A 15,938-nucleotide genomic window follows, 5' to 3' on the forward strand; every position below is an offset into this window, starting at 1 on the left:
GTGTATCTTTGTTCGCTGGTTAAGTGGCTCATTATTTACAACTTTGGTCAGGAGCAAATAAAGAACATTTATTCCATTCGAGAGAGAGGGCTTTTTAAAAGTCCTTTCTTTTGAAAAAAGATCTTTATCTCCCCCCTAAAAGTTGCATTAATTAGTTGAATCTAGTTATTAAGAAATTTCGCAGGTACCATATTGCCTAAATATATTCGGGATCTTTTTCCACAGAATTTTATGCGATGGAAAATTCCGAGCATTATTTGTATGTTTTTGACTCTGGAGTATTGGTTTTACCTGACTATGATTCGGCTGCCAAGAGTGAATTGATACTTTTATAAAAATTACGTGAAGAATTGGGTGAATTTATATTTATTCGAAGAATACCAAATTGACACTGATGATAGATTGTAAAAAATAATTATATGATTATTTCCCAAATTGACTCTATCTGTATTATCTATTGTGATGCGCAATATTGGTCAATCTGTAGCATTATATTAATACGAAGTTCTGACTAATACATTAATTACATCGTCAAAACACTATATTCTAAAATTGGAACGACGCGGAAAACTTGGTATTTCAAAAACCAATTTACTTAAAGACATTGGTAAAGTTCTAAATGTAAAAAATAGTATAGAAGAAAATTTATACATTTTGGATCTCCCCAATTTAGTGAGGGAGAGCGAGGAACTGAATCTCTTTAAACGACATCTGAAGGTCAATTTTAATAGTGTTACGAGATTTAAAGACTTGGATAGCCGTCTATAAATCGTAGAAAAAATCTTTCCCTTTTTACGGATGTATTTAATGTGAGGGAAAGTTCCCGTCTGGAATAGGTTGTAATTATATTAATTGCACTTAAACTTGCAATCACCTCATTTTTTTATTAACATTTAACTATCATTTTAGAAATTATTTATCAAAAGCCTCCAAAGTCAAATTAGAAATCACCGATTTATTTTCTTCTAAAATATCGCTTTCAACAGCAAACGCATCCTTTTTCTTTATCAAAAGCCAAGTACTTTCCTGTTTGGTTTTTAATTTTACCAGCGCAAATTCCCCTTTTAATTTTTTTCCCTTAAGAATAAAACTAAGGTGTCCCTTTTGTAAATGAGATTTTAAAATAGTTTCAATTTTATGTTCATTTTGTTCATCAGCCAAAGTATATGTTCCGTTATCCCAAACGATAACCTTTCCTGCTCCATAATTCCCCTCTGGAATAGTCCCTTCAAAATCCTTGTAATTGTAGGGATGATCTTCTACCATAATCGCAAGCCTTTTGTCAGCGGGATTCATAGAAGGCCCTTTGGGTATCGCCCAACTTTTTAACACACCATTTATTTCCAATCGAAAATCATAGTGCAAATGGGAAGCTGAATGTTTTTGCACCACAAAAACAAGTTCCTTTTTAGATTTTTCAATTTTCCCTTCGGGTTCAGTTGTAGAATCAAAATTGCGCTTTAGGTTATATTTATGCAACGTCATACTAGATGATTGAATTGAATGGAAAATTTATGCTGCTCATATTCTGTAACAATTTATAAAAGCGACATTTTAAAAAATTAGCTTTTATACGGTTTTAACTTTTTTTTCCATCATTCTCATCCAGATTACTATGATTATCCCCTCCAATCCCGTAATGGTTGTTTTCTTCATCCTCACTTCCTACATCCTCAAGATCATCATCTAATTCGGAGCCCGGAATATCTAAATCACCACCCGAAACATCCTGTTCAAAATCTTTTTCATTCAGTTCACTGACATTATCGATTTCAACGGGCACTTTATTTTTCGATATATCTTCCGGGTCTATATCCGATTCTTTTTTCAATTGGTTATAAATATCCTCGCTTGGCGGATACAAAAGAAAATCCGGTACTTTATTTTTATCTTCGTTTTCCAGTTTTTCTTTAGCAGAACCTGATTTGTCGTTACTTTTTTCCATTTTACTATTTTATTTAATTGATTTACAACACACTAAGTTAATCATTTTTTAATAAATATCCTTTTATAAATAGTAAAAAACATGAAATTACAGAAGAATTTTACAGAAAGAAAAGAGATTTTGAAAACTTTATTGAATTAGAAAAAACGACAAAAAATCAATAATTTAATATTAAAAATCATTCTGGTAAAAGATTATATCAAACTTTAGCCATCGTTTTAATTACCCCAAATTCTATTTTTGAAAACGTCAAACGTTTTCCTTAAATGCTGATTAAGCAGCAGAAAAATAACGACGATAAGCATAAAGTAACCCATAGCGGTAAAAATTTCCATATTGGACAATAATATCGATTGTTTTGAAACCGAACTGATAATTTGTTTCATCGCTAATTTATTGGAATCATCCAACGTATATCCTTTACCTACAAAATTTTTGGTGAGTTGTTCGACGCGCCTTTGTGTCTCCGGACTTTCGGGAAGAACAAACTGTCGGAATTTTGTAAAATGCGTACTTTGCAAAAACCATCCTGCATTTTGAATAATCGCGAATCCCATTATGCTTCCCCAAAAACGGCCTGCAACTCCTACAATTCCAGCAAAAGGAGCATAATGTTTAGGAACAGCCGATACGGTGAACAATACTAACGGAACAAATATTACTCCGACCGCGACTCCCTGCAACATATAAGGAATAGCGATATCCGCCAGCGAGGCATCAGGCACAAAAAGAAAGGTAAACCAGAAATGAAATACGGCAAAGAGTGAAAATCCCAGTATAAAAATATATCGAGAAGCTACAGATTTAGCCAGAAATATTCCCGTAAGAATCATTCCGGTTACAACTCCTATCATATTCAGATACTGCACATGTGCTACTCTTGAAGGCTCCCAGTTCCAAACCACATACATCGTGCTGTGACAAATATTTAAAGTCGATCTGACAATATAAAAGACCACAGACAATAACAATCCGGTTCGTAAATTTGAATACTGAAAAACTTTCATGTCAAAAGTAGGGCGAGTAACCAGCATTTGTCGGGCGATAAAAAAACCTCCTGTGATTAAGGCGACAATAAGCGCAACTATAATTTGGGATGATTCAAACCAATATTTTTTTTGACCATAAACCACAAAATAACTGCCACATATGATGGCGGTAAGCACAAGAATAAAACTGGCCCAATCTATTTGATACAACGGAATTTTTTTATAATACCGATTGTTATTGAATGTAATCATAACCAAAGCCACGCACACAATTTGAAAAAAAGCGGAACCTAAAGCCATATATTTCCAATCGTAATTTTCAAGCAACCAAACCGCAATATTCATTATAAAAGGTGAAGCCAGCATCAAAGCGCCATAATTAATGGAAAAACCAATAATCACGGCATTTTTTGACTTAAATCTTGAAATTAAAAATAATCGCAGAGGCAAAACAGGCAATGCCATCAAAATTCCTTCGACCATTCTTAGGATAATAAACAAAGAAAAAATTTCCGTGTAGGCTGTCAAAATAAAGGTCAAGGCTGCCAGACCGTAAATGACTAGGAAATATTTTTTGGTTGGAAAAAACTTAAAAAACCTACTTTCAATGAGTAATGTAGCCAGAAAAGTCCCGTAAGTAACACACATCGAAAACTGCAAATCTTCGACTTCCACATCCAAAAAACTCGCTGCATACGTTACATTAGAAGTATATACTCCCAATAAAACCATGGAATGCAGCATACAGAAAAATATAATGGCAATAATAGCCCAATTTGGAACCCAAGATTTAAAAATACTTACTTCTGACATCTTATTATTTGTGTTCGGCGATAACCGTAACATTCATGCCGGCTCTAAGAAAGTCCGTTTGTGCATCACTTACTTTTAATTTTATTCTGACCGGGATTCTTTGTTCTATTTTTATAAAATTACCCGTAGCATTATCAGGAGGTAAGAGCGAAAAACGTGCACCACTGGCAGGAGATAGTGACTCAATGATCCCGGTAAATTTTCTTCCCCTAATTGCATCTGCTTGCATTGTAACTTCTTGTCCAACAGATAAATACTGCAGCTGCGTTTCCTTAAAATTAGCTGTAATCCACTTTTCCTTGCTAACGATAGAAACTAAGGTCTGTCCTTCTTTTATCATTTGTCCTGGCTGAATCATTTTTTTTCCCACCCATCCATCATACGGAGCGGTAATTATGGTGTAAGAAAGAAACAAAGTGGCATTGTCAGCAACCGCTTGTTTGGACTGAATTACCGTCTGAGCAGCTGGGATTTTAGCGGAAGCTTCAGCAGTATTTAATGCCGCCGATTGAATGGTGTTTGCTATTTCCTGATAATGTGCCTGTGCCAATTCATAATCCGCTTTTACTTTTTCAAGCTGTTGTTCTGTAGCCGCGTCCTGGCCTACTAATTCTTTGTAGCGATTGTATTCCAATTTTGTTTTCCAAACTTCCGTTTTTGCAGCTTGCAACTGAGCCTGTCTAACTGAAATTGTATTAGAAGTTGTTGCAACATTTTTTTCGATCACCATGCTATTGCTTTTTGCGTTTTCAACATCTGCCAGTGCCATGTCTAAATGCGCTTTGTATTCCCTGTTGTCAATTACCAGCAGCGTATCACCTTTATGAACAAATTGGTTTTCATTATAGCGCACTTCTTTAATAAAACCCGTAATTCGGGCCATAATTGGTGTTACAAATTGATCTACTTGAGCATCATTAGTTTCTTCGTGATTTTTATTAAAAATATAAAACCAAATTCCTAAAACAATTCCCCCCACAACCAAAATACTGGCAATCAAGGTGATTAATCTATGAAATGATCGATGAGCTCTTGACGAATTCTGTACTTTTACCATATAAATTGGAAACTAAATTATATTAAATTGAAATTATTATTTATTAAGTAATCCTGCCGTATGGAGCAATTCATAATGTTTCATAGCAGCATCTATTCTAGTGGAAATTTTGTTGAATTTTGCCTGAAGCAGCGCATTATCAGCATCGACCATTTCCGTAATCAAGACCAATTGGTTCAGGTATTTTACTTTTACAATGCGATAATTTTCATTGGCTAAATCCAATGCTTTGTCCGTAACCGAAAGCTTATCCAGTATTTCCTGATATTGAGTATGATTTTTAAATACTTTATCCACCATTTCATTTTTTACAAGCTCTAAATCATTTTCTTGCAATTCCACTTTTAAATTGGCAACCTGAACTCGCGCTTTATTTTTATACAAACCAGATAAATTATAAGTAGCTTCCACTCCAATTTGTCCAATGGTGTAGAGATAGGGACGATTCAAAGTAAATAACATATAGTCGGGATATTTCAGATTATAATTTCCAAAGAAACTCACCTTAGGATAATAATTTCCTTTCACCATTTTTAACTCTGTTTTTTTTACGTCTACTTTTCTACTAGAAATACGCATTTCTTCGTTTTGAAGGGTTTCTTCAAAATAGAAATCATAGTCTTTCAATGGAGCTGTATCGAGTAATCCTGTTGTATTGATAGTAATTTCAGCATCTTCTGGTAACTGCAAAAGAGTTTTTAAATCTTGAAGTGAAATCCTAATATTTTTTTTATTAGTTAATGAATTGAGTTCTCTGTCAGATAATTGCAGTTCAGAACGCAACACTTCGTTTTTAGTAACGGTTCCAAAGGTTTTAAAAGCTTTCACTTCTTTTAATCGTTCCTGTTCTTCTTTTATACTTTCGTTAATGATTTTCTGGAGTTCCATCATTTTATAAATGCCCAAAAAAGTAGCGGTAACCAGCAACTGAATATGATTTTGTGTCTTCTCTACCTTGATTTTGGCAATTTCGTTTTCCTCTTTCGACTTTTTAATCGCATTATTGATTCTGTTACCTGCATAAATCGGCATATCAAAATTTGTGACCGCATCATATATTACAGTTCCAGGTTGTGGAGTATAAGTATGTTTATCCGAGAAAAAACTGCCTTCGTATTCCGTCAGATCTGATAATCGGGAATACATTGCATTAAAATTAAGTTCCGGTAAACGAAGATCTTTTGTTACGGCAATTTCTTGTTCTGAAATACGCTGTTCTATATGAGATTTCTGAATGGTCTTATTATTTTCTTTAGCGCTTTTTAAAGCATCATTTAAAGAAATAGCAGTAGTTGATTGCGCTTGCACTGACATTATTCCTTGAAAGAAGAGGAATAACAACAAGGCATTTTTTGAAAAATTAATTTTTGTTTGGCTCCAAAGAACCCTTTTTTTCAGAAACATAATTTAGATCAAGGAATAGGTTGCAAAGTTCCCAAATTTAATCCATGCCTTAAAATCAACTATAGCCAACTATTTATCCATTTCAGACAAATATAAGCCTATAAAATTACTAGAATGATTGCAGAAAATGAAAGTTCCAAAAAATTACTTTTTTAATATTTCAATCCCTTTTAAATAATCAGAAGGGCGTTGTCCTAAAATCTTAAAAAATGTATTACTGAAGGTTGGAACACTATTGTAACCTACCGCCTGCGCGACTTCATTAACAGATAATTTTTTTTCAAGTAACAATTCAATTGCTTTTAAAATTCTTCGAATGGTAAAATATTGAATAAAGGACATGCCTAAATCTTTTTGGAACAAGCGATACAAAGAGCGCTCACTAAACCCAAATCGGTTGGCCAAATCAGAAAACATAATAGTTTCTCCCAAATTTTTATCTAAATAGATAATGATTTTATGGAGACGAATATCCTTTGGCAAAGGCAACGATAATGGTAAATTCGTAAGACATATTTCAGGCAGAATGGCTTTTATCGCGTTGGCAATAGTAAAATTTCTAGTTCCCTTTTTCAGGTTTCCATTCCATCGATTTGTGAAAAGCATCATTTGCAACAACAAATCGTTAATGGGATAAATACCTTCTTTTTCATAAAAAGAGTCTTCATCTAAACCTATTGGAAAATACAGATTGCGCATCATAACATCCTCAGAGTTGGGTTGAATACTATGTTTTACGCCTCCCGGAATCCAAATAAAATGACGTGCCGGAAGAAAATAAGTTTTGGTTTCCGTAGTAACGTGAACAATACCACCTTCAGAGTAAAGCATTTGTGATTTTTCATGCTTATGGGTTGGAATCATTAATTCGCCCATTAAATCATGGTGGCAATAAATACTTTTTTTTTCGGTATTGACCTCTTTAATATAATATTTTTCTTCTAAAGCTTCAGATGAACCCATTGTGACTGAAATGAATATTTTTATGACTTATCAGGATATTTGTCCAATTCTTAATATTACTAAAATTGTATATGATTTAAACTAAAATATAATTATTGTTTTAAATCATTATCAAAACATCAATTTTTGGTTATTTTTTTATTAAAAACACATAATTATGCAGATGGACAGAATTAGATTTCAAAGTTACAAAGACAAAGTTATTTCTGCACAAGAAGCCGCTTTATTTTTCAAAGACAAAATGACTATCGGAACCAGTGGATTTACAAAAGCTGGTGACAGTAAAGCTGTTCTACCTGCTTTTGCCGAAAGAGCAAAATTAGAAAATATTGGAATCACATTAATTACCGGTGCTTCTTTAGGTCATACCACAGATGCGGATTTGGCTAACAATAACGCCTTATACAAGAGAATGCCATTTCAGGTTGACGCCACCTTACGAAAAAAAATAAATGAAGGGAAAGTACTTTTTATTGACCAACATTTAAGTGAAACTGTCGAACTTTTAGAGAACAAACACCTTTCGAAAATTGATATTGCGGTTATTGAAGGCACGTATATCGATGAGAATGGAAATGTAATTCCAACAACCTCAGTGGGAAATTCCGCCACTTTTGCGCATACTGCCGATAAAATTATCATCGAAATAAATACTTCCATACCTCTTGAATTCGCCGGGATTCATGACATTTATATTTCAAAAAGTTATCCCAATCGAGACGTTTTAAACATTACGGCTACTGCTGACAGAATAGGAACTAATTATATCACTATCGATCCTAAAAAGGTCATTGGAATTGTTTTTACGGAAATTCCCGATAGTCCAGCACAAGTAACTTCAATAGACCCGAAAACGGCTGCCATTGCCAATCATTTATTGGCTTTTTTTGAAAATGAAATCAAAGAAGGTCGTTTAACCAATTCATTAATGCCATTGCAGGCCGGAATTGGAAAAGTGGCAAATGCGGTCATGTCTGGCTTTGCCAAAGGAAATTTTGAAAATTTAGTGATGTATTCCGAAGTATTGCAGGACAGCACGTTTGAACTCCTTGATAGCGGAAAATTAAATTTTGCTTCGGCTTCCTCCATCACCGTTTCTGAAAATTGCTATAAAAACATTCTTGATAATTTCGAAAAGTACAAAGACAAAATTCTCCTTCGACCGCAAAATATCAGCAATTCAGCGGAAGTGATACGAAGATTGGGAGTTATAGCCATAAATACAGCCATCGAATTTGATATTTATGGGAATGTAAATTCTACCCATATTTCAGGCACTAATATGATGAATGGCATTGGCGGGTCGGGTGATTTTGCCCGGAATGCCTATTTGAGTATTTTTGTCACCCAATCATCTTCAAAAGAATTTAATGCCATTTCGCATGTTTTACCAATGGTGTCCCATGTTGATCATACTGAACATGATGTTGATGTTTTAATTACCGAACAGGGAATTGCCGAATTAAGAGGGCTTGCTCCCAGAGAACGCGCCAAAATTATCATTGAAAATTGCACGCATCCGGAATATAGAGAAGAATTATCAGATTATTTTGATCGTGCTTGTTTGCGCGGTGGCCATACACCGCATATTTTAAAGGAAGCTTTTAAACTTCATTCCAGATATATTGAAACCGGCAGCATGAAACAAAACTGTTTAGTTGAATTACTCTAGCATTAGCATTCATATCTTTTCTAACATCCCCAAACACACTTGATTGTTCGGGAATGTTTTTTCTTTTAATCAATCGATTTTTTGTAGCTTAAAATCTGCCTATTTTTCTATTTATTACAACATAAATAACTAACTTTAAGGAACTTAATGTTTTTTTCTTTTTTATACAAAAAACTATATTTTTAATTTCTAAAATAAAAAATGGCGGAATAAACGAGATTGTAATTCCGGAAACATTTTTAAATCGTGAAACCGATATTAAATTAAATCGTTGGGTGTAATTAATAAAAATTTTAATTAATCATTAATGAAAAATTTGAACCACATAGAAACATAGAAAAAAAGAGTAGAACAGCCTAATTCTTGGGTTCACATAGCTATCCTTTTCTCTGAAAAAGTGAAAGGCCTTACATAATTTTAAAATCTATGTTTCTATTTGGTTAAAAAATTAAACAAATTGAATTACACCCAACGGGTTAAATTAATCTCAAACTATTTAAAAACATATAAAAAATGGACACTAAAAAATCAATTTATCAGTTACATGAAGAACATAAAACGTGGCTAAACAAACTTTTGTTTTATAAGGATGAGCTTGTAATTATGTCTAAGCGAATTAAGGAAGTGGCGGAAAAGAATACTTCAAAAGAGGTTCGTTCTTTAACGGATCATTTTAACAATCAGCTGATTATTCAAAAGGAACAAATTGATATCTTAAGCCATGATATTAAAAGTCATGAATTGTACCTGGAGTCAGCAGCACGTGGTAATCCTAATGCGGTTGATCATGATAAATTTTCAGATCATAAAAACCACAGAGAAAGTATTGCAACTTTTGAAAAACTATTCAAAGATTTAAGAGAAGAATTGATTGATTTTTTATCAAAATGGATGTAAGCGAAATAATTTACGGAAATTAGAACTGTGTTTTTAAAAAAAAGGTTGGATTCTCTTTCTTAAAAGATGTTTATTATCAGTTGTACTACATTATAATAAGAGCTTTCGACTAAAAATACCATCTTAAATAGATCGAAATATTTACTTAAAAAAATGATTTATATCATAGAATTTAACAAGGAAGCAAACGAACTTTCGACAGTAATTTTCTTGATTAAGAAATTATTAATTAATACAAAATAGTTATAATTAATTCTAATCTTTTTTTAGATAACAAGATTCAATATACACAAAGCCTGTCCAATAATGGATAAACAACTCTCAAATAAAATTAAAATGGTTCAGACTAAAACAATGAAAGCTCTAGTTTATGACGGTCCTGGAAAAATAGAATTGAAAGACGTCCCACTACCTAAAATCGAAAAAGCAACCGATGTATTGGTAAAAATACTTAAAACCACTATCTGCGGAACAGACTTGGGAATTTTACATGGAAAAACCCCATCGGTAAAACCAGGAACTACGTTGGGACACGAAGGAGTTGGTGTAATTGAAGAAATTGGAACTTCCGTTAGGAATTTTAAAAAAGGAGACCATGTGATTATTTCCTGTATCACTTCTGATGGATCCTGCGAATATTGCAAAAAACAGCTGTACGCTCATTGCGAGGATGGTGGCTGGATATTAGGACACCTTATAAACGGTACTCAGGCAGAATATGTTCGTATTCCTCATGCAGATAACAGTCTCCATCTTATACCAAAAGGCGCTGATGAAGAAGCTTTGGTAATGTTAAGCGATATTTTACCTACAGGACATGAAATCGGCGTGATTAACGGCGGTGTAAAACCCGGAGATACCATTGCAATTGTAGGATCTGGACCTATAGGAATGTCAGCGTTGCTTACTGCCCAGTTTTATTCGCCTTCCAAAATTTACATGATTGATATGGATGAAAATCGTTTAAAAATGGCCAAAAAATTTGGCGCCACAGATACGATCAATTCAGCAAAAGAAGATGTCTTAAAAAGAATATTAGCCGAAACTAAAGATGGCGTTGATGTAGCTATTGAAGCAGTTGGAATTCCAGCTACTTTCGATATATGCCAAAAAATTGTTCGCCCCGGTGGTCACATTGCAAATATTGGAGTACATGGAAAACCGGTAGAATTGCAAATTCAAGATTTGTGGATTCAAAATATTACAATAACAATGGGATTGGTAAATACAAATACTACTCCAATGTTGTTGAAAACAGTTTCCTCCGGAAAATTGGAACCCGCCAAACTAATTACCCATCATTTTAAATTAGACGAAATCCTAAAAGCCTATGAAGTTTTTGGAAACGCCGCGAAAGAAAAAGCGATGAAGGTAATTATTGAACCCTAAAATCTGATTGTGACTTTGTATTTATCATTAACCCGTTGGGTGTAATTAATGAAAATTTCAATTAATCTTAAATAAAAAAATTGACTCACATAGAAACATATAAAAAAAGAGTTAGACAGCCCAATTTTTGGCTTCACATAGCTATGATTTTCACTAAAAAGTAAAACGCCTTACATAATTTTAAAATCTATGTTTCTATGTGGTTAAAAAATTAAACAAATTGAATTACGCCCAAAGGGTTCATCATTATATATTATGTGAGCAAATCGCACCTTAATTTTAAAATCATTCAAAACTAAAAGGTAATGCGATTGGGATTTAATTTTAATCACTCCTACTCGATTGCATTGCATTTTAATTTTAAATTAACGTCAAAAAATTTGATATTGATTTTTATTATCGTAATATTGCAATATACATATATAACGATGGGAATTACTAAATCAGAGCATTTCACAGACGAGCAAAACGAATTGGCAACATTGGCGAAAGCTATTGGTCATCCTGCCCGAATTGCCATAATCCAACATTTAATAAAAGTAAACAGTTGTGTGTGCGGCGATATTGTAAACGAGCTGCCACTAGCCCAACCTACCGTTTCGCAACACTTGAAAGAACTAAAAAATGCCGGACTCATAAAAGGCAATTTTGAAGGGGCTTCCATTTGCTACTGCCTAAATGAAGAAGGCTTTGAGAAAATCAAAGGATTTTTTAAAAACATCAATGACTATTTAGAAAACAAGAAAAATCAATGTTGTTAATTTTTAAATTACAAGAATCATGAAATTATCAGAAATTAAAAAACAATTGAGCACGTTGGACAACGTAGCTTTTGTATTGCCAAACGGAACTTATGTTCCAGAACATTTCCATGTAACTGAAGTGGGTTTAATCACTAAAAACTTTATTGATTGCGGTGGAAAAGTTCGAAAAGAAACCGTTGTTAACTTTCAATTATGGGACGCCAATGATTTTGAACACCGCTTAAAACCGCAAAAATTATTGGATATAATTGAATTATCTGAAAAAATTTTAGGTATCGAAGATTATGAAGTAGAAGTAGAATTTCAAGCAGAAACGATTGGTAAATACGATATTGGTTTCAACGGAACAGCATTCACTTTGTTAAACAAACAAACAGCTTGTTTGGCCCAGGATCAATGTGGCATTCCAGCCGAAAAACAAAAAGTGAAGTTATCCGAAATCGCTAGTCAAACCAACAGCTGCACTCCGGGTGGAGGTTGTTGTTAATTTTAAAACGGTAAAATGGAACAAACCAAAACCATCCTATTTCCAGAAATAGAAAAAGTAATCGGTACTTTGGATTTTGAAACAATAACAGCAGCACGTAAAATCGTTTTGCAACCGCTTATTGATTTTATTCAAGATAAAGTAACGAACAAACAAGAAATTCGGCTGAACTTAATTTGCACCCACAATTCTAGAAGAAGTCATTTGTCTCAGGTTTGGGCACAAACCGCAGCGGCACATTTCAATATAAAAAATGTATTTTGTTATTCTGGTGGCACCGAAGCAACTGCTTTATTTCCTGTGGTTACCAAAACATTGGAACAATCGGGATTTAAAATTAAAACCATCGCAGCAGGGAATAATCCGATTTATGCCATAAAATATGGAGAAAATGAACATCCAATTATTGGTTTTTCCAAAACGTATGATGACGATTTTAATCCCCAAAGTGAATTTGCAGCGATATTGACTTGTTCACAAGCGGATGGCGGTTGCCCATTTATTGCAGGTGCCGAAAAGCGTATTCCAATGACTTTTGAAGATCCAAAAGCATTTGACAATACGCCACAACAAGCAGAAAAATATAAGGAACGCAGTTTACAAATTGCAACCGAAATGTTTTATGTGTTTTCACAAATAAAATCATACTAATGAAAGTACATAAAAAAAGATTAAACTTTCTCGACAGTTACTTGACACTTTGGATATTTTTGGCAATGGCAATAGGAGTTTCCATTGGATACTTTATACCTTCCAGCAGTGGTTTTATCAATTCTTTTTCAAGCGGAACAACCAATGTGCCACTGGCAATTGGATTAATATTAATGATGTATCCTCCTTTGACTAAAATTGATTTTTCAAAAATTCCTTTGATGCTTGAAAAACCAAAATTACTGACTGCTTCTTTTTTTATAACCTGGATTGTTGGTCCATTTTTAATGTTCTCATTGGCAACATTCTTTTTGAAAGATTACCCGGAATACATGATGGGTTTAATTATAATTGGGATTGCGCCTTGCATTGCAATGGTAATTGTCTGGAATGAATTAGCCGAAGGAAACAGAGAATTAACCGCTGGACTAATTGGAATTAACAGTTTACTTCAAGTGTTCTTTTTTAGTTTGTATGCCTATTTCTATTTGGAAATCATGCTGCCATTAATTGGAATAAAAGGGTTAGAATTAAATATTACGATTGCTCAAATTGCTACAACAGTTGGAATTTATTTAGGAATTCCATTTGCATTAGCAGTAATTAGCCGTTATGCCATCAAGAAATTCATTGGAGACAAATGGTTCAATCAAAAGTTTATTCCTTTTGTTTCACCTATTACTTTGATTGCGTTGCTTTTTACTATCATAGTTATGTTCAGTTTAAAAGGTGAAATGATAGTCGACTTGCCACTTGATGTGATTAGAATTGCCATTCCGCTTGTCATTTTTTTTACCATTATGTTTTTCCTGATGTTCTTTGTTTCCAAAAAAATTGGAGCAAATTATAGAGACGCCGTTGCGCTTTCATTCACGGCATCCGGAAATAATTTCGAGTTAGCAATTGCAGTTTCCATTGGTGTTTTCGGAATCAACAGCGGACAAGCATTTGCAGGAGTTATTGGACCGCTGGTAGAAGTTCCGGCTTTGATAATTCTGGTTAATGTCGCTTTTTGGTTAAGAAAAAAATATTACGCTACAACAAACGTAAAGTAACGTTATTATGCAAGAAATACTAGATGTTATTGTTATTGGCGGCGGACAAAGCGGATTGGCTTGCGGGTATTATTTACGACGCCATAAACTCAACTTTCTCACCGTAGATAAAGAAGAAAAATGCGGTGGTGCTTGGCTTCATGCCTGGGACAGTTTGACGCTTTTTTCTCCTGCTGAACACAGTTCTTTGCCGGGTTGGCTGATGCCAAAATCTAAAAATCTGTTTCCTTTAAAACAAGAAGTAATTGATTATTTGTGCCAATATGAAAAACGTTATGAATTTCCAATAGAGCGCTCCGTTACTGTAGATAATATAACTTCTGAAAATAAAGTATTCAAAATTTACACCAATAAAGGAATCTATTTTTCAAAAGCAATTATTGCGGCGGCGGGAACTTGGAACAATCCTTTTATTCCAAAGATGAAAGGAATAGATACTTTCAAAGGAATTCAAATCCATTCCGACCATTACAAAAATGCAGAGCAGTTTAGGAATTTAAACGTATTGGTAGTTGGCGAAGGAAATTCAGGAGCACAAATTGTAGCCGAAATTTCTAAAGTCACCTCCGTGAAATGGTCAACCAGAAAACCACCACAATATTTACCGGATGAAGTGGACGGGTTTTATCTTTTTAACGTGGCAACCGCCAAATACAACGCTGAAAAAGAAGGGAAACCATTTAATGCGGCCAATTATGATTTGGGAAATATTGTAATGGTCCCACCAGTTCAGGAAGCTCGATCCAGAGGAGTTCTTATTTCAAGTGGCAGTTTTGAAAACGTTTATGAAAACGGTGTGATTTGGTCTGACGGATCCAAAGAGGATTTTGATGCGATAATTTGGTGTACCGGTTTTGGTTATGCGACCTCTTTCTTGAAAAATATCGTTTCAACAGATGAAAGAGGCATCATAAAAACCGAAGAAAGCAAAGCAACTGAACTTCCCGGATTGTGGCTTGCGGGTTACGGCAGTTGGACTGGTTATGCATCCGCAACACTCATTGGAATAAACAGAAATGCCAAACAAACCTGTAACGAAATTACTGAATATTTACAGAAAAACTAAATCTATTTATTTGAAAATAAAAATATTACCGAGATTTAAACTCTTTATTGCCTTTATACATTTCAACAACCTCCGTTTTGAATTTATTTTTGAGCCATGCCGTCAATTTTTGTTTTTCGGTGGTTTTTAGATCTTTTTTACTTTCATAAAGCACTACAGAAATCACTTTTTTGGTTGCTTAATTTTCCTTAAAAACATAATTCACAATGGCAATATTTTCAATTCGGGAAACAGTATTCATGTTTCATTCAAAATAGCATTGTTATCAAATTTTAAAGAAGTAATTTGACTTTGAAGCTTAGCAATAATCAAATCTTTCTCACTCATCGTTTTAGTGTTAAAAGTACTTTCATTCAAAATATCCTGCTTTAAATCGGTTGTGTCTTGAATAATATTTAATATCATGTTATTCAATTGCAGGATTCAAGTTATAAATGCAACTTTTTGATTAAACATATAATTAGGTGTTTCAAAATTAAATCTTTTTCTTGGTCTATTGTTTAATTTCTCTCGTATTTCTATAATTCTCTCTGGAGTTATTTCATCAAATGATGATGATTTGGGTATGTATTGTCTGATTAATCCATTTAGATTTTCATTTGCACCACGTTCCCATGGGCTGTAAAGGTTGGCAAAGAAAAAATCGATTTCAAGTGCCGAACTGATTCCTTGATGTTGCGCAAACTCTTTCCCATTATCAGAAGTTATTGTATTTATTAAGTGTTTCCAGTGCTGTAGTAATTCGATTGTTGCTTGTTTTACCAATTCACTTTCTTTACTTTCTAT

General features: G+C 33.7%; 17 protein-coding genes. 9 read left to right on the top strand and 8 right to left on the bottom strand.

Annotated elements, in window-relative coordinates:
- The first annotated feature begins 507 nt into the window (after nucleotides 1-507).
- The gene (locus tag ACP7AT_RS15520; RefSeq protein WP_426065361.1) at nucleotides 508-768 is read left to right on the top strand and encodes an RMD1 family protein; all 261 of its coding nucleotides are present in this window, start codon (nucleotides 508-510) and stop codon (nucleotides 766-768) included.
- 144 nt (nucleotides 769-912) lie between these two features.
- Here ACP7AT_RS15520 and ACP7AT_RS15525 read toward each other — a convergent pair whose 3' ends face one another.
- The 6 genes from ACP7AT_RS15525 to ACP7AT_RS15550 form a co-directional block, all read right to left on the bottom strand.
- Nucleotides 913-1,485 (bottom strand): DNA polymerase ligase N-terminal domain-containing protein, encoded by a 573-nt coding sequence (locus tag ACP7AT_RS15525; RefSeq protein ID WP_426065345.1) that lies wholly within the window; start codon nucleotides 1,483-1,485, stop codon nucleotides 913-915.
- A 94-nt stretch (nucleotides 1,486-1,579) separates the two neighbouring features.
- The gene (locus tag ACP7AT_RS15530) at nucleotides 1,580-1,945 is read right to left on the bottom strand and encodes a hypothetical protein (RefSeq protein ID WP_426065346.1); all 366 of its coding nucleotides are present in this window, start codon (nucleotides 1,943-1,945) and stop codon (nucleotides 1,580-1,582) included.
- A gap of 218 nt (nucleotides 1,946-2,163) precedes the next feature.
- Nucleotides 2,164-3,747 carry an MFS transporter gene (locus tag ACP7AT_RS15535; protein ID WP_426065347.1) on the bottom strand — a complete coding sequence of 528 codons (1,584 nt, stop codon included), beginning with the start codon at nucleotides 3,745-3,747 and terminating at the stop codon, nucleotides 2,164-2,166.
- A 4-nt stretch (nucleotides 3,748-3,751) separates the two neighbouring features.
- Nucleotides 3,752-4,804: an HlyD family secretion protein gene (locus ACP7AT_RS15540; RefSeq protein ID WP_426065348.1), complete on the bottom strand. Its 1,053-nt coding sequence runs from the start codon at nucleotides 4,802-4,804 to the stop codon at nucleotides 3,752-3,754.
- Nucleotides 4,805-4,840: 36 nt separating this feature from the next.
- Nucleotides 4,841-6,208, bottom strand: a complete 1,368-nt coding sequence (locus ACP7AT_RS15545; protein WP_426065350.1) for a TolC family protein — start codon at nucleotides 6,206-6,208, stop codon at nucleotides 4,841-4,843.
- A 144-nt stretch (nucleotides 6,209-6,352) separates the two neighbouring features.
- Nucleotides 6,353-7,171, bottom strand: a complete 819-nt coding sequence (locus ACP7AT_RS15550) for a helix-turn-helix domain-containing protein (RefSeq protein ID WP_426065351.1) — start codon at nucleotides 7,169-7,171, stop codon at nucleotides 6,353-6,355.
- A gap of 157 nt (nucleotides 7,172-7,328) precedes the next feature.
- Between ACP7AT_RS15550 and ACP7AT_RS15555 the strand changes: the two genes are divergently transcribed.
- The 8 genes from ACP7AT_RS15555 (at nucleotide 7,329) to ACP7AT_RS15590 (ending at nucleotide 15,152) form a co-directional block, all read left to right on the top strand.
- On the top strand, nucleotides 7,329-8,843 hold the full coding sequence (locus tag ACP7AT_RS15555; protein WP_426065352.1) for a succinate CoA transferase: 1,515 nt from the start codon (nucleotides 7,329-7,331) through the stop codon (nucleotides 8,841-8,843).
- A 513-nt stretch (nucleotides 8,844-9,356) separates the two neighbouring features.
- The gene (locus ACP7AT_RS15560) at nucleotides 9,357-9,740 is read left to right on the top strand and encodes a hypothetical protein (protein WP_426065353.1); all 384 of its coding nucleotides are present in this window, start codon (nucleotides 9,357-9,359) and stop codon (nucleotides 9,738-9,740) included.
- Nucleotides 9,741-10,046: 306 nt separating this feature from the next.
- The gene (locus tag ACP7AT_RS15565; RefSeq protein ID WP_426065354.1) at nucleotides 10,047-11,129 is read left to right on the top strand and encodes a zinc-dependent alcohol dehydrogenase family protein; all 1,083 of its coding nucleotides are present in this window, start codon (nucleotides 10,047-10,049) and stop codon (nucleotides 11,127-11,129) included.
- A gap of 428 nt (nucleotides 11,130-11,557) precedes the next feature.
- The gene (locus ACP7AT_RS15570; protein ID WP_104000459.1) at nucleotides 11,558-11,890 is read left to right on the top strand and encodes an ArsR/SmtB family transcription factor; all 333 of its coding nucleotides are present in this window, start codon (nucleotides 11,558-11,560) and stop codon (nucleotides 11,888-11,890) included.
- A 19-nt stretch (nucleotides 11,891-11,909) separates the two neighbouring features.
- The gene (locus ACP7AT_RS15575; RefSeq protein ID WP_426065355.1) at nucleotides 11,910-12,380 is read left to right on the top strand and encodes a DUF6428 family protein; all 471 of its coding nucleotides are present in this window, start codon (nucleotides 11,910-11,912) and stop codon (nucleotides 12,378-12,380) included.
- Between the two features lie 15 nt (nucleotides 12,381-12,395).
- Complete coding sequence (locus tag ACP7AT_RS15580) at nucleotides 12,396-13,031, top strand: low molecular weight phosphatase family protein (RefSeq protein WP_426065356.1); 636 nt, start codon at nucleotides 12,396-12,398, stop codon at nucleotides 13,029-13,031.
- Nucleotides 13,031-14,086 carry an ACR3 family arsenite efflux transporter gene (arsB, locus tag ACP7AT_RS15585; RefSeq protein WP_426065357.1) on the top strand — a complete coding sequence of 352 codons (1,056 nt, stop codon included), beginning with the start codon at nucleotides 13,031-13,033 and terminating at the stop codon, nucleotides 14,084-14,086. The genes ACP7AT_RS15580 and arsB overlap by 1 nt, the downstream gene beginning before the upstream one ends.
- 7 nt (nucleotides 14,087-14,093) lie before the next feature.
- Nucleotides 14,094-15,152 (top strand): ArsO family NAD(P)H-dependent flavin-containing monooxygenase, encoded by a 1,059-nt coding sequence (locus ACP7AT_RS15590; protein WP_426065358.1) that lies wholly within the window; start codon nucleotides 14,094-14,096, stop codon nucleotides 15,150-15,152.
- Between the two features lie 237 nt (nucleotides 15,153-15,389).
- Here ACP7AT_RS15590 and ACP7AT_RS15595 read toward each other — a convergent pair whose 3' ends face one another.
- Nucleotides 15,390-15,557, bottom strand: coding sequence for a hypothetical protein (locus ACP7AT_RS15595; protein WP_426065359.1), 168 nt, complete (start codon nucleotides 15,555-15,557; stop codon nucleotides 15,390-15,392).
- Between the two features lie 18 nt (nucleotides 15,558-15,575).
- A partial coding sequence (locus tag ACP7AT_RS15600) for an IS30 family transposase (protein WP_426065360.1) occupies nucleotides 15,576-15,938 on the bottom strand: 363 nt, incomplete at its 5' end.

Source organism: Flavobacterium sp. DSP2-3-1 (assembly GCF_049896865.1).
Taxonomy (GTDB): domain Bacteria; phylum Bacteroidota; class Bacteroidia; order Flavobacteriales; family Flavobacteriaceae; genus Flavobacterium.